The organism is Methanobrevibacter sp. UBA188 (assembly GCF_905234905.1).
Taxonomy (GTDB): domain Archaea; phylum Methanobacteriota; class Methanobacteria; order Methanobacteriales; family Methanobacteriaceae; genus Methanocatella.
In genome coordinates, this window is sequence record NZ_CAJOJM010000026.1 from 5,482 (window position 1) to 27,203 (window position 21,722).

Annotated in this window: 18 protein-coding genes; 1 reads left to right on the plus strand and 17 read right to left on the minus strand. The window is 36.5% G+C overall.

All coding sequences use genetic code 11. From position 1 onward, the window contains the following. Positions 1 to 416 (plus strand): hypothetical protein (locus tag QZ143_RS06435; RefSeq protein WP_292882385.1); only part of this gene is annotated, 416 nt, incomplete at its 5' end. A gap of 284 nt (positions 417 to 700) precedes the next feature. Here QZ143_RS06435 and QZ143_RS06440 read toward each other — a convergent pair. The 17 genes from QZ143_RS06440 to QZ143_RS06520 all read right to left on the minus strand — a co-directional run. Then, entirely contained in the window at positions 701 to 1,099 is a 399-nt protein-coding gene (locus QZ143_RS06440) for a PaaI family thioesterase (protein WP_292882388.1), read from the minus strand. A gap of 56 nt (positions 1,100 to 1,155) precedes the next feature. Continuing rightward, positions 1,156 to 2,289, minus strand: coding sequence for a TMEM175 family protein (locus QZ143_RS06445; protein ID WP_292882391.1), 1,134 nt, complete (start codon positions 2,287 to 2,289; stop codon positions 1,156 to 1,158). Between the two features lie 75 nt (positions 2,290 to 2,364). Continuing rightward, positions 2,365 to 3,753, minus strand: coding sequence for an MFS transporter (locus tag QZ143_RS06450; protein ID WP_292882394.1), 1,389 nt, complete (start codon positions 3,751 to 3,753; stop codon positions 2,365 to 2,367). A gap of 6 nt (positions 3,754 to 3,759) precedes the next feature. Further along, the gene (locus QZ143_RS06455; RefSeq protein WP_292882397.1) at positions 3,760 to 4,194 is read right to left on the minus strand and encodes a MarR family transcriptional regulator; all 435 of its coding nucleotides are present in this window, start codon (positions 4,192 to 4,194) and stop codon (positions 3,760 to 3,762) included. Between the two features lie 47 nt (positions 4,195 to 4,241). Beyond that, entirely contained in the window at positions 4,242 to 4,802 is a 561-nt protein-coding gene (locus QZ143_RS06460) for a hypothetical protein (RefSeq protein ID WP_292882400.1), read from the minus strand. A 40-nt stretch (positions 4,803 to 4,842) separates the two neighbouring features. After that, entirely contained in the window at positions 4,843 to 5,685 is an 843-nt protein-coding gene (locus tag QZ143_RS06465; RefSeq protein WP_292882403.1) for a hypothetical protein, read from the minus strand. Between the two features lie 174 nt (positions 5,686 to 5,859). Beyond that, positions 5,860 to 6,909: a hypothetical protein gene (locus tag QZ143_RS06470; RefSeq protein WP_292882405.1), complete on the minus strand. Its 1,050-nt coding sequence runs from the start codon at positions 6,907 to 6,909 to the stop codon at positions 5,860 to 5,862. 118 nt (positions 6,910 to 7,027) lie between these two features. Then, a complete protein-coding gene (locus QZ143_RS06475; protein WP_292609454.1) occupies positions 7,028 to 7,861 on the minus strand; it encodes an amino acid ABC transporter substrate-binding protein in 834 nt (277 codons plus the stop codon). Between the two features lie 80 nt (positions 7,862 to 7,941). Continuing rightward, complete coding sequence (locus QZ143_RS06480) at positions 7,942 to 8,805, minus strand: type II CAAX endopeptidase family protein (RefSeq protein ID WP_292882407.1); 864 nt, start codon at positions 8,803 to 8,805, stop codon at positions 7,942 to 7,944. Positions 8,806 to 9,055: 250 nt separating this feature from the next. Beyond that, positions 9,056 to 11,701 carry a PEP/pyruvate-binding domain-containing protein gene (locus tag QZ143_RS06485; protein ID WP_292882409.1) on the minus strand — a complete coding sequence of 882 codons (2,646 nt, stop codon included), beginning with the start codon at positions 11,699 to 11,701 and terminating at the stop codon, positions 9,056 to 9,058. 32 nt (positions 11,702 to 11,733) lie between these two features. Continuing rightward, positions 11,734 to 13,215 carry a glutamate synthase-related protein gene (locus tag QZ143_RS06490; RefSeq protein WP_292882412.1) on the minus strand — a complete coding sequence of 494 codons (1,482 nt, stop codon included), beginning with the start codon at positions 13,213 to 13,215 and terminating at the stop codon, positions 11,734 to 11,736. Beyond that, the gene (locus QZ143_RS06495) at positions 13,216 to 14,289 is read right to left on the minus strand and encodes a Coenzyme F420 hydrogenase/dehydrogenase, beta subunit C-terminal domain (protein ID WP_292882415.1); all 1,074 of its coding nucleotides are present in this window, start codon (positions 14,287 to 14,289) and stop codon (positions 13,216 to 13,218) included. 11 nt (positions 14,290 to 14,300) lie between these two features. Continuing rightward, the gene (locus tag QZ143_RS06500) at positions 14,301 to 14,954 is read right to left on the minus strand and encodes a tributyrin esterase (RefSeq protein ID WP_292882418.1); all 654 of its coding nucleotides are present in this window, start codon (positions 14,952 to 14,954) and stop codon (positions 14,301 to 14,303) included. A 14-nt stretch (positions 14,955 to 14,968) separates the two neighbouring features. Next, entirely contained in the window at positions 14,969 to 15,886 is a 918-nt protein-coding gene (locus QZ143_RS06505) for a glutamine amidotransferase (protein WP_292882421.1), read from the minus strand. Positions 15,887 to 16,169: 283 nt separating this feature from the next. After that, complete coding sequence (gene glnA / locus QZ143_RS06510; protein WP_292882423.1) at positions 16,170 to 17,507, minus strand: type I glutamate--ammonia ligase; 1,338 nt, start codon at positions 17,505 to 17,507, stop codon at positions 16,170 to 16,172. Between the two features lie 307 nt (positions 17,508 to 17,814). Further along, on the minus strand, positions 17,815 to 20,922 hold the full coding sequence (locus tag QZ143_RS06515) for a C1 family peptidase (RefSeq protein WP_292882426.1): 3,108 nt from the start codon (positions 20,920 to 20,922) through the stop codon (positions 17,815 to 17,817). A gap of 227 nt (positions 20,923 to 21,149) precedes the next feature. Then, the coding region (locus tag QZ143_RS06520; protein WP_292882428.1) for a hypothetical protein at positions 21,150 to 21,722 on the minus strand (573 nt) is incomplete at its 5' end.

Genomic DNA, 21,722 nt, shown 5'->3' on the forward strand with positions numbered 1-21,722 from the left:
TAGCCCTTATAGCTATTGTCGGCTTTGGATTGATTAACTCAGGCTCAGACAACACATATTCCGACAGCAGTTATAACAGTGGCCAATCAGGATTTGGAAGTTCAGTCGACCTATCCAACACAAAGATAATAATCACGGATGCACATAATGACAAGGCAGGATGGTGCTTTGTCTGGGGTTATGTAGACCCGATACCAGCTGATTCTGATTATTCAATGCTTAGAACATATTACTATGATGCAAAAGGAAACATCATAACATATCATGACAGTCAAATCAACCAATCAAGTAAGGTCGGTGATTCCTACATTCTCGATGACTGTGATATGAACAAGAAAAAAGTAGCCGAAGTTTCAGTAACACTATTCGACAGTGCACACAATAACGTGACAACTGCAACATACAAGGTAAAATAGATATTATTGGAGCAATCACGCTCCACTTTTTTTAATTTTTAAATAGAATGTTGATAATTGCAACAATTAAATCTTTCAAAAAAAATTCGAAGCTACGGCAGTGCAACTTCGAATCGGATTTTTCACGACTTGTTAATCAGTCATTTAAAATATTGATTTTAATAGCATATAAATGAATTGGTTTGAAACAAAAAATTACACAAAACTTATCCAAATAACCAATATCAAAATTTCTGAGAAAAAATTAGAAAATAGAATGATTTAAAATTATAATTCTTACTGAATCATAATTTAAATCCGGTCCCAATGAATTGGGCAACGTCACGACCAGTATCGTCACTTATATCAACATTGACAATGGAAGATGTCCTGCCATCCTTTCTGCATGTTGCATGAGCTATAAGCTTTTCTCCTTTTGGAGCTGAAAGATAATGAATGTCAACTTGCTGTGCAACAGTAAGCTGGTGTATCTGATTTGAGAGAACAGCAAAAGCAAAATCAGCCAATGTGAATATTACACCACCCATCACACCGCCGTAAGCGTTTCTATGATTGTCAGTTAGTTTCAAAGAGCATATTGCATGATCTTCACTCAGTTCATCTAATGTAACGCCAGTATCAACTGCAAACTTGTCCTTGTAGAAGAACTCCCTTGCACTTTCAATATCATCAAAATTTGCCATTTTTTCACCTAAACTTATTATAGTTCACAAAATACTTAAAATTTTTGAACAGGAAATTATCTAGTCAAATATGAAATTGCCCAAACGGCGATAATTGACAAAAGACAGGATATGATGATTGCCGGAGGATAAAAGAAATATCCGATTACCATGCCTATTCCAACAAAGACAATTGTTGATACGAATACCAGATTATTTTTCAATGCAAGCATCAGAGCAACGTTTCCCTTATCCGCATTCTTCAAAGCTTTTGATGTGACAATGGATATAATTGCAACGACGATAAAATCAATTCCATAGCATGCCTGAGGCACAAATGAATAAAAGTTATGTGAAACAAACACTGACAGGTATGGAATCAGTGACAATACAAACATTGATGCTCCAATTGACCATATAACAGCAGTGTCAATTTTGTTTACAATGGAAAATAGATTGTTGTTGTAGTTCCAGTAATTGAAACATACGATAAAGCTGATTATATAAGCCAAAAATTCGATTCTCAAATCGAACAGGGCCTGCCAGGTCCCACCTGAAGCCATTGTTATTTCTAAAACAAGAACTGTCAATATGATAGCTATAATTGCATCGAACAATGCCTCAAATCTCCCACTGCTTTCAATTTCTGATTTGGTGGAAATGGCTATGAAAAACCAATAGATGGTGGCTATGATACATGAAATAAATATTCCAGGGGTATAGACTGTGTATGTGGCCAAAAATCCGATTAAAATAACTATTACGGGAACGTATCGCCAAAAGTTCTTAAGGTCTATTTTCTTAAGTTCAGCATTATATGGATTTGCACGGATTATAAGAAAAGTGGACAGGTTATAGCATGCATTTGTGGCCAAAAACAAAATTCCAAACATCGTTTGAGCAGGAACTGACTGAGGATTCAGGGAAACCCATGATGCAAAATATGGAAGAAGTGAAATGATAAATATCAATACACCGTAAACCACTACAATCAGGTTGTTTATCTCATCAACCATCTGGAAAAGGTTGTGGTCATTATACCATGTGTTGAATATGATTAAAAAACAGATTCCATAAATAAGATAGCTTGCATTTAAAGATAGGACTCCATCCCATGTTGGAGCGGGAGGTTGAGCCAGCTTCAATACCAGAACAGTGATAATAATTGCAAGAATTGCATCCATGAATGTTTCGAATCTATCAGTTTGCATGATAAGATATTGGACTTTATGATAGATAAAATATACACAATCAAGGATTTGGGTACTTCGCCCGGAGGCGAAGCATTATCCTCTTTTTGTGTTGAATTCATCCTTTGAACGTATGCCGACAAGTGAAGCGAATACTGCCAGAATACAAGCAACAGTACAAATAAGACAGATTGTCTGAGATGCCTGAACAATCATTGCAGCATATTCCGGTGCCAGCTGCAGAGATCCCATTACCCAAGCAAATACCAATGTCAAAAGACCAAGACTCATGGTCTGACCTATTGTCCTCATTGTTGCCTGTGAAGCGGAAGCTGTTGGAGCATACTTCGGAGGAACTGAACTCATTATTGCATTCATGTTTGGGCTTGAGAAAAGTCCCATGCCTATACCCTGCAAAATCATGGCCAATATGACTATATAAAGTGGAGTGTCTCCGTTTAAAAATGACAATATTGCCAGTGCAATTGCAGCAATTCCGATTCCGACTGCAGCAAGCTTTTGCGGATGTATCTTATCCGACAGCTTTCCGGCATTCGGAGCCATGATTGCCATTATGACAGGAGTGATTATCAATATCAAACCGGACATCTGAGCATTCCAACCGCGCACATACTGGAAATGATAATTCAAGATTGTTGTAACCACCATAATTGCAAGATAGCTGCATAGAGCAGCCACATTGGATGATGTGAACTTTCTGTTTTTAAATAAATTCATGTTGAACACAGGAGAGTCCTGTCTAAGCTCATATGCTCCGAATATGCACAGCATGACAATCCCAACCATTGTCAGAATTACTCCCTGAGTATTAACCAGTGAAGTGAAGCCGTATATGAATGTCAGTATGCCTATTGCCCAAAGGATTGAGCCTAACTTATCGATTGACTGACCTTCATAGGTTTTCCACTCCTGCGGGATTTTTACCATCATTAGAATTATACATAATACCAAAAATGGAATTACAAAGTAAAACATTGATCTCCAGCCGAGATTTTGAACCAGAAATCCGCAGATTACTGGTGAAAGGGATGTTGCAAGGTATACTCCAGTTACGGTAAAGCCCAATGCCTTTCCCCTGTTTTGGGGTTTGACGGCCTGCACAACCATTGCCATTGCAGATACATTTAAAAATGCCACACCTGCTCCCTGAACTATTCTGAATATCATAAATGATTCTGTTGAAAATGACAAGACCGCACCAATTGATCCTATCAAATACACGATGATTCCGGCAAGAAGAGATTTTTTAACACCAAATTTTCCTGAAATCTGACCTGCAGGAACTGTGAAAACCGCCACGACCAGGAAAAATATTGTCGGAATCCAATTTTGGATAACATTATTCATTACAAATTCCTGTGCAATTGCCGGAACACCGATTATTATTCCGTTTGAGAGAAAAACTGCAAAAAAAGATGTAATGAATGATACAAATATTACAATTGTTTCAAAATCTATTTTCATAAATAACTACTCTCCAACAAGTTTCATTGAATTGATTGATATTTCCTTGATTCTTTGCTTTAACTCATCATCATCCGGAGTTATTCCAACTTCAATCTCCCACTCTTTAGAGATCTTTCGAATTTTCGGAACTATATCATTGGCTTTAGAAGTTGTCTTCAGCATGTACTTTCGGCGATTGTTTGGATTGACACTTCTTTCAACATATCCCATATCCTCAAGTTTTTTAACGATTTTAGCAATATTTCCTTTGCTTTGACCGGAAAAGTTTACCAAATCATCCTGAGAGGAATTGGGATTTTCATAAATCATCATTATGTATTTTATCTCATGGCCCAAGTCCAAATCATTCAATCGTGAATTCAAGTACTTCAGCTGACTTTTAGACAGATTATGAATCCATGCTATGAATGGAGCATTTTCAAAAATTTCTTCGTCCATAAAAATAGTTTAATATAATACAATATAAATGTTTCCAATGAAACTGTTTAATGTGAAACAAAATTCTCATCAAAATGACCCTTGACGAGAGCATAGAATTGCCCAGCCTCAAAATCAAAATCAGTGTTGAATGAATTATATGCCAAATCGCAATCCTTTTTCAAATCATATTTAAAATCAGGTTTTGTGGAGAATAATTTATCAAAGCAAGATGCAGAACTTTCAGGAAATGGAACATCACCAAATGAAACCTTGTCGATTGACATTTTCATGGCACAGGAAAGGACAGTAAGCTGAAGGGCGGATGCATAAGCGTCATAATACTGGCCATAATCAAGATTAACGTCAAAATAGATTACAAAATTAAGCATCACATGGGAAACCCAAATCAGAGAATTGGGTTCATATTTTTCCAGCTGCAAATCGGCGAACTTGAAAATCAAATCCGGAAAATCCTTATCCGAATTCTCCTCACAGTATTTTACAAACTCCTTGAATGAGTAATTGGTCAGGTAATTGATGTAGGCCTCCTTAATCTTTTCGTCACAGGAATACTTTGAAATTTTCTTTAAATCCTTTGGCCTTAAGACTTTTCTTTTGATTAACATTCACTCACCGCAATTGACTGTCTGCATTTATTTCCCCAATTCACAACTTATTTTTCAAATCAACAACCTTATCCAAAGAAACACCAGAAATCCTAGAAATCTCCTCAACAGACAAATCAGAATTAACTAACATATTCCTAACAACGTTAATCTCCCCTTCATCAAAACTCTTCTTGCAAGCTTCCGCAACACAGTCAACTTTACCCATCAAATCACCTTGAATATCTTTTCTAATTGGATCCAACTCATCAAAATACATACTGCTAAGCATCAAAACAATCCCATATACAGATGTTTTGATTTCATCAGACGGATAGTGGATTTTTGACATTATCTCTTTTGTTTCGTAGAATTGGTCAATGACATTTTCCTTATCCTTTTCCAATATAGGTGTCAAAGCCAATTCAATCAATTCCCTATTGGTGAACGTATCTTTGTTATCCATTTTTGTTTTAATATCATTAATAATTTTTTCCTTGTCCAATTCCCTGAGTGAAATGATTGGAAACTTGAACGAATCCCAATCATTAATGTTATATTCAGCAATTTTTGATTTTTCTTTGGTGGAAACAACAAAAAAGATTATACTATCATTTTTATCATTATTTTTGTAATCATAGGCCGCAATATACAATTTGAATAGCTTTTTCTTTTTCAACCCCACATGAGAACTTTCAAATTCCATCATGAATATGATATTTTTAATTCGGATGATGTAATCCGGCCGCACAAGGGAAGGCTCGATTGCCACAACCTCAGTCGGCAAAACCTCAACGTCCAAAGGATCAATGTCAAAATCCAAGTGAAAATCAAGAATGTCAAAAAGTTCTTTTAAATGATCTTTAGATATGAATTTAAATGAAGCATCCTTATTTTGAACCATGACAATCACTAAATAATTATTTATGAAAAATAATATTTAAAATTTTCTTAAATTAAAAATAAAAGCAATATAACACTCTAAAATAAATTTTCCAAAGTAAAATCAATAAATTAATCAAAAACGAATTAAAATCCAAACATCAACTATGAAAACCAAAAAAAAATAGAAGTTAAATTATCTTTTAACAGCAACGATGTTTTTAACAATGCAACCATTATAACATGTTTTGATTGCATATTTTCCAACTTTAATATTTTTTGGAATTTTGAATGCTGCAATTCCTTTTGAATTTGTTTTAATAGTATAATTTTTCCCATTAAATGTTATTTTAATATTTTTTTTGAAAACGGATTTGCCGTTATGCTTAATGAGTTTGACTGTGAATTTTGAGGATTTCTTATATTTTTTTGCAACATTCTTTGTTTTGAATAATGGCTTGACAACAATACTATTTTTTGAACTAATATTTCCTGCATGTGTTTTTACAACATAATTTCCAGGCTGGCAGTTGAATTTGAAACTTGCATAACCACCATCATCCGTTTTAACATGAATCTTTTTGCCATTGAAAATGAATGTGACATCCACACCATTGCCGACAGAGTCTCCAATAGGATTGAGAATCCTAACTTCATATAAATTTCTATGGGAATAGAAAACATTTATATCATTGCTTTTTATTGCATCAGGCTTCACTCGTGTCTTTTCAATGAAATTCATCAAATCTTTAAATTCCTTGGAATAAGGGCGATGGCATGAATCATCAGGAAGGGTATAATTTTTAGGTATTGATGGAGAATTTGACAATGAATGGTATTTTTCCATGAAAGCCCAAGGGTCCTTGGCATATTCCTTCCATAATGGATTCATATCGTAAGGATTGGACATTTGGGAAATATTCTGACTGGAATTGTTTTTTCTCAAATCAGCACCATTTTCCTTAAAGCCATATTCAGTAAAATTTTCGGCAGTTCTATTATTATCTGACGGGATGTAAACCAGATTTCCATCGTCATCAACTACCCATCTGCCAATGTCATCCAAACTCCAATAGTTGGAATTATCATCAACACCACAAGAATTATTTTCGACATCGCAAACGAAAGAATCATCCTGATTTTGATAAACTAACTCTGTTGAATTATCCTGAGCTTGAACAGAAGAAGCGCTTAAAATTAAAAATAATGAAAATAATAAAATAATACCTATATTCTTAAGATTCATGATATCATATATATTTTACAAAATTAAAATATATAAAGTTTACATTCAAAAAAAGCATTATTGTACAATTATGATTTTAACAACATCAAAAAAAAAATAAAAATTTAATCCGCATTACTCACTTGCGGATTAATCCATCGGAAATATTGTATTCATCATATTTTTGAGCAATTTTGTCAACGGTTCCATCCTTAAACATATCATCCAAAGTCTTTTGAACCTTGTCTCTCAGTTCAGTGTTGTCTTTCTTAAATCCGACACCATACTTTTCATGGGATACCGGCTCATCAATGATTTTAAAGCCTTTGTCTGAATACTTTCCGCTGACATGATAATTTGCCATTCCAACATCAATAATTAATGCATCACAGGCACCGGATTCCAAATCCATAAATCCAGTATTATAGTCTTTTATTTCAGTCAGTTTTGCGAAAGTGTCCTTAAAACTTTTATTTTGCTCATCAAGTGATTGCAATGCAGAACTTCCTTCTTGAATTTCTACATTTTTACCTTTCAAATCGTCAGGAGAATTTATTCCGGAACTATTTTTTACGACAATTACCTGAGAATTGTTAAAGTAGGCATCAGACCAGGCATAATCGGATTCTCTGCCGTCAATGGTAAATTCACTCCAAAGACAATCGAATTCGCCGGAGTTTATTTCCACTTGTTTGCTGTTCCAGTCAATTATTGGCTGAGGTACAAAGGTCCAGTTGTTCCTTTTTGCCACTTCCTGTGCCAGTTCTAAATCAAAACCAGTATAGCTGCCGTTATCATCCTTATAAGTGAATGGGGGAAATTCAGGATTAAACCCGACTACAAAATTAGATTCGTTATTTGTACTGTCAGATGAGCTGGTAAAAATATCAAACATCCCCTCAGCACTCACGCTGCCAATCATCAACGAGGCAGCAAATATCACTGTTAAAATAATCAATATCCTTTTCATAATACTCACAAAAAAACATTAATGTTAATTAATATTATTAAAAGTATAGAATAAATAGTTATCATTAACTGAAAGTTCAAAACCTAAATTTTATAATACATCATAATCATAAGTGAAACGACTATCACCCCAGTTGCAATCAAACCGGATTCCGGGCCAAAAATACCTCCCGCAATTATATTTTGACCTGCTTGGCTGAATTTCAATAATGAAGGTGTTGGAGCGCCGCTTACGCTAAATCCAAATATTATCCCTTGTGAAAAATTCCATGCTGTGTGAGCGCCGCCGCAAATCCAGATATTGTCAAATCTCAAAAACATTACTGCAAATACTGTTCCAACCAAAAAAATATTAATTATAGACAGCAGATCGAATCCTAAATTGAAACAATGAGGAAGGATAAAAATAATGTTGGCAGCTAATATTGCAGTCAATATGCCATGCCTTTTAGAAAAATAGGTCAATGTCCAGCCCCTAGTGTAAATTTCCTCACCGAAAGATTGAATAGTGAAAGCTACTAAAAACGGAAGCGCATAAATTGCCTGTGAAAAATCAAAGCCAGTGAAAGTGAATTGTCCCAATGCAATGCCTATCATCACAACAACCAGAAACATTGAAAAACCGATTAATGCTCCTTTTAAAGTTGAAGATATTGCATTACCTTTAGAAAATCCGATACTTCTCCAGCTGCGCTTTTCTATTTTAGTTGCATATATGTATATTCCTACCGGAACGACAGCAAATGAAAACAAAGAGATTAAGAAATTATCAATATTACCCAAACAATAACCTGCAATAGCTACAACAAGTATCATGAAAAAGTATAATATTAAAAACAAAACAATGTAAATTCCTATTTCCTTAGCCAAGGATATATTTTCAACATTCTCACGAGCTTCTTTTAACGTTACCGATTTGGCTGCAAATTTTTCAATAGCCTCAAACATATTTAATCACTTCTTAATCGCTGTTCATACTTTATGGCAACTAGTATTTATTTTTTTATCAACACAAAAATGAGGAAAAAACGTGAAAAATGACCCCGTTGGAAAAAGAGATTAAAAACAGGGCCATCAGTCACATTGGAATTTTGTCATACTTTAGCTTTTATTTGAAAAATCTTTTTTTGCAAAAAAGTATTACAAATAAAAAGGCATATGTCCCACCCGCCTGCCCTAAACATTCAAATATTTCCAATTATTTGAAAATACACATTGTTTCATCCTTGTTCATGTCATGATAGAATTCCGCTTTGTTCTCATCAAAATCTATGACCTGCACCATGTCATAAATCTCATCATCCAAATTAGGATTGATATCCATCAGCACATTTGAATAATCATAAATCATATCCCTGTTAAACTCTATTTTTTTATCGTTTTCAAACAGTGCCCCATAGTATATTTCCGCTTCCACCAGATCCTGGAACATATGGCTTCCGAAAGACAGCTCAGGCATATAGCCGACTTCACTGTATGATTCCTCAAGAATTGCAGAGAAGTGACTGATGTCTGCAAAGACAACCGGAATACCCAGTTCAGGTGAAGACGTACCAATTCTTCCGGGAACTATCAAAATGGCTGTTCTGTCATTGTTTTTGCAGTAGGCATTAACCTCACTGATAATCCGTGAAAGTGAACTTTTTTGAGCGTAGGGATATTCATAATACTTATGCGGATCGACATAGCAGATTGTGTCGATTTTGTTTTTGCGTGACATCCCCATTGAGGATTCCTTAATATGGAAGAAAACATTTTTGTCCTCAGGCATTTCAATAGCTTCATTGTTTGTTGAAACCTGAAGCGGACGGCACTGCAATAAGTTTATATTAAAAGAACCATCCTCACCGACATTTACAGTATATTCAATATCTACAGGATAGTCATATGCAGTTTCCAGAGTGCTTAAGATTTCCTTCATCACCCCAATGAAGTCGGAATTTTTAACAAGACCCTCACAGTTGACAAAGACTATTTCACGGCGTTGGCCACGTTCACGAAGCATTCTTTCAGCTTCACGGTCATGCTCCACCAAAACCCTTTTGGAATATCTTGGAATTACATCCAATCCTTCATCAACAGGAATATCATGAAGGCTGATTTCATTGAAGTCAATGACATCCAAATAATGTTGGGAATATCTGTGCTTTTCCTTGATATCCTTCATAAGAGTCACTTCAGGCTTATCAAGATTGATGATTCTTGGATAATCCTTTTTTGTCCTGTCCACTGCCTTTGTACCAAGACCCATTACAAGTCTAAGCATTCCCTTGCTGTTGTCCATGTCCGGAAGGGGAGAATATGGACTGTATGAAAATCCGACACCTGCAGCTGTAGGGAAGAGATAATCTCCATAATATGAACCGGAAACCCTTTGAACCAGAAGAGCCATCTGCTCATCCACATCATCCAGACCGTTCAATTTCCGATATTCCAAAGCGGAAACATTCATTGTACTTGAATATACCACTTTCACCGCATCTTCAAATGCTGCCAGACGCTCTTCAAGAGACCCTCTGTTTACGCAAAAGACGGATTCGTATTTTCCTGCAAACGCATTGCCGTATCCGTCCTCAAGAAAACTGCTTGAACGGACAATAATCGGATTTTGACCGAAATAATCCAATATCTTTATGAACTCCTTTTTGATTTCATCCGAGAAAGTACCGTTTTTAAGACCCTCCTCCAGCTTTTTGCCATATTCATAATAGCCTTCTTCGGTTCTCTGATTTACCCTGAGGTCCCACAAGTCATTTGAAACAATATAAGTGTAAAACAAGTCAGAACCTATATAGAACGAGTCGTCAGGTTCAAAGACATTGTTGTAGAGTTCTGGACAGTTCTTTTCAATTATCTTTCTTGCAAGAAGCATTCCGCAGGATTTACCTCCTACAGATCCGCTACCTACACGACGGTCATAGATTGTAGTGTAATCCTCAAAGGTGAAATATTCCTTAATTTTGGAAAGCATCTTCTCGTCCTTGGTCATCATGAGCTCGCAGATCTTGTCGCACTCATCATCGATGTTTTCGCCGTCATTATGTTTCCTTCTAACCTGAAGCATGTATCGCTCCCAGCTGTCTAGAATCTGTCCGTTTTGGTATTTATCGGAATCATTGACTGTCTTGTAGTATTTGCTTACTTCATGACCGTCCTGGAGAACCTTGACGGAACCTGTTTGGGGATTGAACTTGTGTCCCAGAAACATGGTCTGGGAATATCTGTTCCATACCTTCAGAGGAGATACATAGACTTCATCGGGAGAATTTGAGTATACATTCAAAAACAGCTGTGTGGTCTCACGAATTTTGGCTATGGCATCATAGGAATGTCTTCCACGAATAATTGGGAAGTATGCTACAGTATCGAGCTGGAATAAGAATGGACAGGTAACCTTAAAGAAGTTGCCCATCATCAAATCCGTTGACCAGACCGCCTGAAGGTCGCTTAAACAGTCAAAGACATAGAATGCATCGAATCCTTCAAGTTCTATGATTCTGTGGACTTCCAGAGTGAATGTTTCAAATTGGTTGTATGGATTCACCTGATATATCTTGATTCCATCACGTTCAATCATAGAGAACTCTTTGTCAGGATTATTCTGTTCTATTTCAAGCAATTCGAAATCCTCATCAGTCATTTCTATCAAAGGAGGGTGATTAGCAAAACGAATATATATCAAGTTTCGACCGTCTTCCTTTGCCTGCCGTATATAGGGATTGACGAAGTAGGAAAATTCATTTAAATTTGTAACGTTCCAAACTACATTATCCCCTAAACGAATATTATCCAAAGCACTATCAAGGCCTGGAATTCCAGATTTTATTCTATCAAATGCCGCCATAACAATATCTCCCAAATTTTAATATTAAAAGACTAATCTCTCACCATAGGTACTCCTGTCAGTTGTGAAGCTTCCATTGTCAATGCCACAAGGTCCTGACGTTCAAGCTTTTCAATATCAGTATTACCCGCCTGCTGAGTCAGGGAAGTTACTTCCTGAGTCATTGCACCAATGTAATTTGCAACCTGCTGACCTTTCCTTATAGGATCAAGTCTTCTTCTAAGCATTCTTTCCTGTGTTGCAATTCCTTTCGGACAGATTCCTTCAGAACAGCTTTGACAAACCTTACATCCAATGGAAATCAATGCGGAAGTAGCTATATATACTGCATCTGCACCCAATGCTATTGCCTTTGCAACGTCCGCTCCTGATCTGATACCTCCGGCAGCAACAAGACTTACCTCGCTTCTCAAGTTAATGTCCTTCAATGCATCATCGGCCTTTACGATTGCTTCTATGGTAGGAATACCTGCATGCTCTGTAACCACTTCAGGTCCAGCACCGGTTCCTCCCTGCATACCATCGACTACAATAATGTCTGCACCTGCCTTTGCTGCAATTTTTACATCCTGTTCGACTCTTCCTGCTGCGAATTTTACAATGATTGGCACTTTCCAGTCTGTTATCTCCCTTAACTGGTCGATTTTCATACCCAAATCCTCAGGTCCGACAATATCCATATGTCTGGCCGGACTCAATGCAGATGTTCCTTCAGGAATATTACGGACCCTTGCAACCTCTGCAGTTACCTTATGGGCAAGCAAATGTCCGCCCATACCGGATTTTGCGCCCTGACCTATTTTAATTTCGACAGCTTCTGCATTGTTTAAATAGCTGGCTGAAACACCGAAACGGCCTGAAGCGTATTGGGCAATCAGCTTGTCTGCGAAATGTCTTTCTTCAGGAAGCATTCCACCTTCACCTGTGTTGGCAATTGAGCCTGCCTTGCTGCTTCCTATAGCCAATGCTATTTTTGCTTCCTTACTCAATGCACCAAAAGACATTGCCCCGATCATAATAGGAGTTGCTATTTCAATCGGATTTTCAGCAAATCTGTCTCCAAGCACAACTGAAGTCTTACAAGGTTCCCTGTATGAATCTATTGGAGGTCTTGACACCTGTGCAGGTAATATGCTTAAGTCATCAAATGTCGGGATTTTTCTGGTCAGTCCACATCCGCGCACCTTATATGAACCGGACTGGCTTTTACGCTTAATTTCAACCATTGTTGAATTTGACCAGACTCCTCTTCCTTCATCTGCAAGAGGCCTGACATAAATTGCGTGTGTCGGGCACATTTCTTCACATATTTTACATCCCACACAGTTTTCCTGGCGAATCGGAAGAGGTTCGTCATTGATTACTTCATATACATCATGAGGACAATTTGAATAACAGCTGTAACAGTTTTTACATGCAGACTGTTTAGGGTTATCACACAGATACCAGCAACAGCCCGGCCTATCATTATTCTGCTTGCATATTTCTATCTTACGCTCTACAGTGAATGACATTTAATTTACCCCCTCTTTCAAATCTTTCAATGGCTTAAATACAGGACAGACAGAATATTTTGTTCCTCCTGATTTAACAACCTCATCAATCGCATTTGTTATTTTTGCGTATGGCTTCCAAGCCAGGTCATCTTTTTTATCAACAATCAGAGCATCAGTCACGATTTTATTAGACAACAAGTAATCCAAGAGAGTTGTAACAATGGAACCGTCCTGGCCCTGAGTGTGCTTGATTGATTTAACTGACAATACCTTTATAAAATCGCCAATAGGTTTGGAGTTGTCGTTTCTCAAGTCTTCATGTATGAATGTTCTTGGACAGACCCTGAAGCATGCATGGCAATCCTCTGGACATTCTCCTCTTTTTCGAGGTTTTGTATCATCAATTGTTATCAAATCCTCCGGACAGGCATATTCGCATGCTCCGCACAGAACACATGCCCCTACGTCAATGACATTATATTTCAAGTCCATGAAGTTGGATTCGGTATTTTCCTTATTGATTGAAGTGTCTGATTTTTCCCTTTGATACAAAACGGGACGAGCCAGAAATTCTCTTCTTTCAATGTTTTCCAGATTTTTGGCTATTTTACCTTCTGCAAGTTTATTGAGAAATTTGAATTGTGATTCTGTAAGATCCCTTGCCTTGATGAATTCCTGTTTTATTGCTCCGTCAACTATCTCTTCGCCTTTTTTGGTTCTGATTATCAATGTTGACCAGCCATCTTCAGAGCCTATGGACCCTATTGAAATGTCGGAGGTCTCTGATGTCAGTTCAACACAGATGTTACAGTTTTTTCTGATTATTCTTTTGGCTACAGAGAGAGGTATCTTTACGGTTTGTTTAGTCTTCAACAATAAGAATACAAATCCCTTTTCAATCTGGAATTTTTCAACATCCTCCATTTTCAAGTCGTATTCGCTCAAGAGATTTACGAAGTACTTGTATGAAAAATTCTCCATACAGAATAAGCCCAGTTTAACATCAATAGGGCTGTCAGTATAATATTGCAGTTTAGATGCTGCCATAATTTCACATGGTGTTCCAACCATAGCTATCTTACGTTTGCTCATTTTTTTAGCTCCTATTGCATATTAACAATTTTTTTAAAGTTTGTATAATCAATGTCAGTCAGTTCAAAACCATATTCTTCCAAAATTTCTTTCAGCTCTTTTTGATCTTTAAGAGTGGTTTTTTCCATAACCGCATTTTTTCCTAAGCTTTTAACATTTCCAAGAACGTATATGGTTCCTCTCATAATTGATTCGCCGACATCGTCGGTTACATCACCAAGTATTATGAGTTTGCCACCCATCATTAAAAGTCCGGTCATATATCCGCTGTTTCCGCCGATTATAACGGTTCCGCCTTTCATGATTTCACCGGTTCTTGAACCTGTGCTTCCCTTTACTATTACTGTTCCACCATAGATTCCCTGTCCTGCACCGTCTCCGGCTGTACCTTCGATAATGAGTTCGCCTTTTGTCATGTTGTCTCCGGCAAACCATCCTGCATTTCCGGTGATGTGTATCTTTGGTCCGTTGACCATTGTTCCAACGAAATATCCTGCAGAACCATTGATTTCAATGGATACATCTTCGCTCAAACCTGCACAGATGTTGTGTCTTGATTCGGGATTGTCAATAATGAGCTTTTCATGAAATGCAGCCTGCTGCTTTATAGTACGATTCAATTCCTTTTCATCCATATCCTTTGCATCAATAACATATTCTTTCATAGAAAAACCCCTCGTTAAATGGTGTAGGACCTGGTTTCGCCAGGAGCGATTTGTTCAATCTGGTCGGAATCTATGACATCATGCAATGCCATTTCTTCTGAAGCTATGGCAAAAATTTCATCGGTTTCAGCCATTACCCCTGGTCTGAGACCTAATTTATCCTTTGCAATTCCAATACCGTTAGGTGTTCCCACCAATATTGAAAATGGACCGTCCAAATCAATCACTGCCTGGTCTAAAGCCTCTTCCAACTTATATCCCTGATTAAGCTTGTCTGCCATGTAATGGACAATGCACTCGGTGTCGTTGAATGATTCAAAAGTATGTCCTTTTCTTTCTAAAGGATCTCTTATTTTCCAGTAGTTGGTGATTTGACCATTGTGCACAACAGTAATGTCCGGTATGATGTAGCTTTGATATGGGTGTGCATGATAGCGGTCAACGCCACTTTCTGTTGCAAAACGTGTGTGGCCAATTCCATGGGTTCCCATTCTGCTTTGAACGTCAAAACGCTCAGCAATGTCTTTTACTTTTCCCACATCCTTTATCATTTCAAAGGAATGTGAACCGTTGATTACCCTTACGTTTTCCAGTTCGTCTATTTCCATGATACATGGTTGCAGACGGGAAAAATCATCCAATGTTATTTTACATTTGTATACGTCAGACCCACCTACAGACTCGATTAGCTGCTCTTCATATATTGGGCTGAATTGAGTTAATAATGATTTTAAATTTTCCAGTGTTCCTTTTCTTCTGTTTACCTCGATATTTAATTGATAATAATTTTCAGTAAAATTTAAGCCACCGTAGATTGCATAACCTGCTGAATCGGGACCCCTATGTTGGAGTGATTCAAGCATTGATGTCAGTGCATCTCCTACAGCGTGAGTTTTTTTATCCTTGTATATTACACCTGCTATTCCACACATTCTTAAACCTCCTCTAAGATCGGCGAATACACATATTAAAATTAGTGAATAAACAACTTCCTAATCTACCATATGCCTTAAAAAACAATCATGAATATTTTAATTTCATATGCCTCAATCAATACTCATGATTTCAAAATTCCAATATGCCTTAAAGTAACAATTCCAAAATTCCAAAAAAAATTTATCCAAAAGACCAATAATTAAAACACCATCCTCCTAAAATTTAATTTGTGAGCGGTAAATTAAGAAAATCCTTAATTTGACCGCCAAATGATAAAAACTAAACGTTTAAATACTCATCCCTTTCATAATCGAACACTTGAATTCTGTATGCATCCCATTCAGCCCTTTTAATTGTATAGAACTGATTGAATACTTTTTCTCCAAGAGCGTTTTTGATTACTTCGTCTTCCTCTAATGAGTGATATGCTTCCCATAAGCTGGTAGGCAAGCTACTGATTCCTTTTTCAATGATTTCATCTTCGGAATATGCAAAGAGGTTCTCTTCAGTAGGTTCACCAGGGTCAATTTTATTGTCCATACCGTACAGACCAGCTTCAAGCAATACTGCGAATGCAAGGTAAGGGTTACATGATGGGTCAGCAGATCTGCATTCAATTCTTGTACCTAATCCTCTGGATGCAGGGATTCTTAATAAGGTTGACCTGTTTTTAAATCCATAAGCTATGTAGCATGGTGCTTCATAACCAGGCACAAGACGTTTGTATGAGTTGACTGTCGGGGATAAGATTGATGATAAAGCCGGAGCATGTTCAAGTAATCCTCCGATGAAGTATAAAGCTTCCTGTGATATTTGAGTTTCAGTGTCAGGGTCATAGAAAATATTTTTTCCATCCTTAAACAGACTCTGGTTACAGTGCATTCCACTACCGTTGATTCCTAAAAACGGTTTTGGCATGAAAGTTGCCTTAAAGCCCAAATTATTAACTAATGCTTTTACAGCTTCTTTGAATGTAATTACTGCATCTGCTGTTTTTAAAGCGTCTGCATATTTGAAGTCCACTTCATGCTGACCTGCTGCAACTTCGTGGTGGCTGACCTCCACATCGAAATCAAGCTTTTCCAAACCTAATACGATTTCTCTTCTGATGTCGGTACCCTGATCCAATGGTTCGACATCAAAGTATTCAGCTTCATCAGCAGGTATGTAATTTCCATTTTCATCTTCTTTTATAATGAAAAATTCAGGTTCAGGACCCATATTAAACTGATATCCTCTTTTTTCTGCTAATTGTAAGGATTTTTTAAGTACACCTCTTGGGTCTCCATCATATGGTTTTCCTTCTGTAGTGAAAATATCACAGATAAATCGACTGGTACCTTTTGATTCAGGCCTCCAAGGGATTGTTGAAAAGGTGTCGACATCAGGTTTTGCAAGAAGGTCACTGTCATTGATTGAAGCTAATCCTGCTACTGATGATCCGTCAAATAATAATCCGTCGTTTACAATGTCTTCAACATCGTCTGCCTTTTTAAGAGGCACTGCCATACTTTTAGGTAATCCGTGTATATCTGAAAACTGTAATTTCAAAAATTTTATATCGTTTGCGTCGATTGTCTTAATTATCTGGTCTAATTTTTTATCTTTTTCTGACATTTTCTCACATCTTTTTGAATAAATTACCACTTGGTTAATAAAATGGAAAGTGGAAAACCGTTTTGATTAAATGAATTTAATTAAATACACTATCGGAAGGAAGTTTCCTTCCGATTAATACTATGTAATCTGCAATATATAAATGTTTTGAAAAAAATTCAAAATGTAAATTAAATCATACATATCTTTTGAAATGTATTCAAAAAAAGATAGATACATCAAAAATAGTTAAAATAAAGTAATAACTTAAAAAAAATAGCCTTGTCCAATTAACAAAGAAAAAAAAGAATAGATGAAATGAATTCATCTATTTGACTTTGACGGTTGTTTTTATAGTGTCCTTAAGGTAAGTCACTTTAACAGCATAGGTTTTGCCTTTCTTAAGCTTTTTGATAACGTTCTTGTTCAATTTCTTTTGTGCAATACCTTTGGCATTGGTTTTGACCTTGTAGGTTTTGCCGTTGAACTTGAAAGTTATCACTTTGCCTTTAACCAGTTTTCCGTTGACTTTAAGCTTTGCCTTTAGGGTGAATGATTTGGCAGTCTTTTTGACATTCACTTTGCTTGCTGTCAAGACCTGCTTTACAGTAACCTTGTTAGTATAGGTTTTACCTTTGTACTTGGTTGTTATTGTGTATTTTTTAGGAACATCAACAATTTTAATTTTAGCTATTCCATTCTTGTCTGTTGTTACTGTAGTAGTTTTCTTGTTGATTGTGAATGTGACCTTTTCGCCAATGCCAACAGCATGACCGTTGCCGGTTACAACCTTAACTGAGAAATATTTTCCGCCGGAATAATCAACGGAAATGTCCTTGTTGTTGATTATTTTAGTATCATCCACAACAGTATATGCTTTAATGGAACAAATGGACTCCTCTGAAGAAATATCAATCCACTTGCCATCTATTTTAGCCTTTGAAGTCCCATTCATATACTTCTGCCTTGAATTTATTAGGGCAGGAACCCAATTTGATTTAATGCAAACATCAAATTTATCACCCTGTTCAATTGGAACATATGAATCCAGTTTGATTGTGTGGAAACCTGCAAACGGTGAAAGACCAGATTGAGAAAGTCTCAACACATCATTTACATAGATTTCGACAAGATATTCAACACCAGTTTCATTGAAATATGTTCCGACACCCGCAATCAAATCATCTGCCACTGCAACATAACTATTGATGGCTTCAGTTGAATTGACTATTTCAGATGCTTTACCTCCAATGTCATATTGGTAATTTTTATTATATTCAACAGTATTTTCAAGAATGAAAGCCATTGGCTTCATGCTTATGGCAAAAGTCTTGTCATAACATGAGATATAGTAGTAACCCTTTTCTCCATAATCTGTTCCCCAACTGTTCTTGATTATCCATGCACCATCTCCTGGAGGAGTGATTAAAAAGTTACTTGCAGAATAGGAATCATCCCAACCAATCAATGAAACAGAATGGTCACCCACAAATGATTCGTTAATATATTGTGCAGAAGTTTTGACATTGAGATAGGGAGCGGACTGTGCAGCATGATAATTAACGGTCAAAGCACCATATTTTAAAATAGCCTTCTTTATTAAGTCAATGCCTGTTTCATTGCTGATGGTCGGCAGATAAACAACATCCTGGAAATGGACACTGCCATTTGCTGCAAATATTGGTGAAATTTTACCCAACTGGTCATAAACATCATATTCTGATGAAATAACTCCAAACCAGCTTAAAGCATAATGGACAGCTGAAAATACAGATGATCCTTCCAAAGTCTTGATTGTTCCGTATTGTGAATATTGCAGTGAAAGGTCTCTGAGGTTACTTTCGGAAATGTCCATGTCAATGCCTAAAAATCTCAATATAGCTGATTCCATGGCCGCTGAAGTTCCAAATGCCCAGCATGATCCCATACGGCCTTGGTCTCTGACTGGTGTGGACCATCCCCAATCGCGCAAATCAAATTTGGAAGGGACCTTGGACACGTCAATGCTATTGTTCAATAGAGTCAATTTCATTCCGCTTGTATCGACGATTGACGCATATCTTGTTTTGTTTGTATTGTATGAATACTCACTGCTGTAGGTATTGTTTTTCAAAGTAGGGTCAGGCCAGTCAAACATTGTGTAGATATCATCTAAATCTCCGTACAGGTTGACATTGTCAGCAAAGTTACACTTATCAATGTCATAACCTGAATCGTAGCTATATATTGCACCGCCATATTGGGCAGAGTTGTTAATGAAACTGGACTCCCATATGTTTAATCCGGATGCGTCACCATAGATTGCACCGGCGTAAGATCCTCTGTCGCCATCATATTGTGCATGATTTTGCTTGAAGCTTGAATTCGCTACAACAATAGTAACATATGAAACATATATTGCACCACCATCAAATAGTGCTGAATTATTGGTGAAATTACATCTGTTCACAGTAAGATTACCTTTAAGCTGAAGTATTGCACCTCCAAATCCGGAGTAACAATCTATGAAATTAGAATCAACAACAAAAACCGCACTTGAATTTTCTTCATTAGCATCGGCAAATATTGCACCAGCATTTCTCTTGGAAGTGACATTGACAAAGGTACAATCCACAATTTCCGCCAATACCATTTCCTTTAGGGCAATTGCTCCAGCAGTGATTTGGGAATGCAAATTAATGAATTTTGAATTTCTGATTACTGTTTTTTTAAATCCTCTAACTGCAGTCGAATATTTGGAAGTGGCGTTTGCAAATGTCGAATTTGAAATATAGATTTCAACCCGATCATTTTCAGTATATATAAAACCCCAGTCCAATATTTTAGAGCTTGTCATGACTGCATCATTAAAAGTGGACTTTCCATCAACCAGATATATGGTTCCAAAATTGGCAGATGAAGAATCCTTAAATCTGTCAGAATTACTTGTATAATTTCCCCCAACGAAAATAACACCAGTATCTGCAGTGTTATTTATGAAATTAACATTATTGGTCGTTAAGCTATAACCACTATAAATAATCAGGGCGCTTCCCCGGTTAGAGTTTGCATTTATAAGGGTGAGATTGTTTATTGTCACGTTTACTGCATTAATGCCAAATATTGCAGACTGATTTCCAGCATCTATCGTATGGCCATTACCATTGATGATGAAATTATTCTTTTCAATATATATTGGTTCACTGGCATCGTCAGTGCCGTTATTGAACTTATAATCATTCATTACATCAAAAACACCAGATGAATTGGAAACGTCATTTTTCAAATCAGTGAATGTTTTTGGTTCTCCTGCAGAATAAATATCATCCTGCACAGCTTTTAGAACATGTGAATTATCATCACCTGCAATATCGTCAGAAAGGTTATCCGCCGCACAGACAGCCCCAGCCGACATTACTAGAAAAAGCATAATAATCGTTATTCTCAAAATCTTCATGATATCACTGAATTAACTTATATTTTTCATATTTATATAAAATTAACCTATCAATTTCATGAAATTTTAAAAAATATTCGTCATTGCAATATCTAATTGAACAAAACACGTGAGTTCCTACCTCATTAACTATTGAAAAAAAACATGAAAGGGAGGTTCAACACTCCCAATAATGCAAATAATGTGATTTCTAAAGACTTCATAGTTTAACATTTCCTTTTGAATTCTTATATTAATAATATAATACTAAGCAATAAGGAAATAAATAAACCTAAAATATCCAACTCATTATCAGATGAGAAAGTTATTGCATCATAATCTTTATCATCAGTAACATTATCACTATCTTCCTTTTCATCATCTAAGAGATTTTGATCTTGATTAATGCTTTTTGAAACAGATTCATGATTTTCTGATAATACATCAGGGACTTCAAAACTTGCTGAAGCTCCAGGACAGGCTGTCATAAAAGATTGTGAATCTTCTAGGCCTGACTCTTCTTGGGAATCATTATTCAAATCATCAGAATTATCATCTAACCCCTCATCAGAATCATCACCATCCATGTCTTCACACTCCTTTTCACTACCTGAATCACCAGATGCCATGATATCAAGTGAAGATGTAGTTTTATATGCGATAAATGGTTCATGAGCATTATAAGTCAATTTATAGAATTTTATAGATGAATTTGTATAATTTCCATCCCAATCAGAACCATCCCAATCATCATAATCCTCATCATCTAAATCAGAATCATCCCAGTCATCGTCCCAGTCATCAAAATCATCAGAATCATC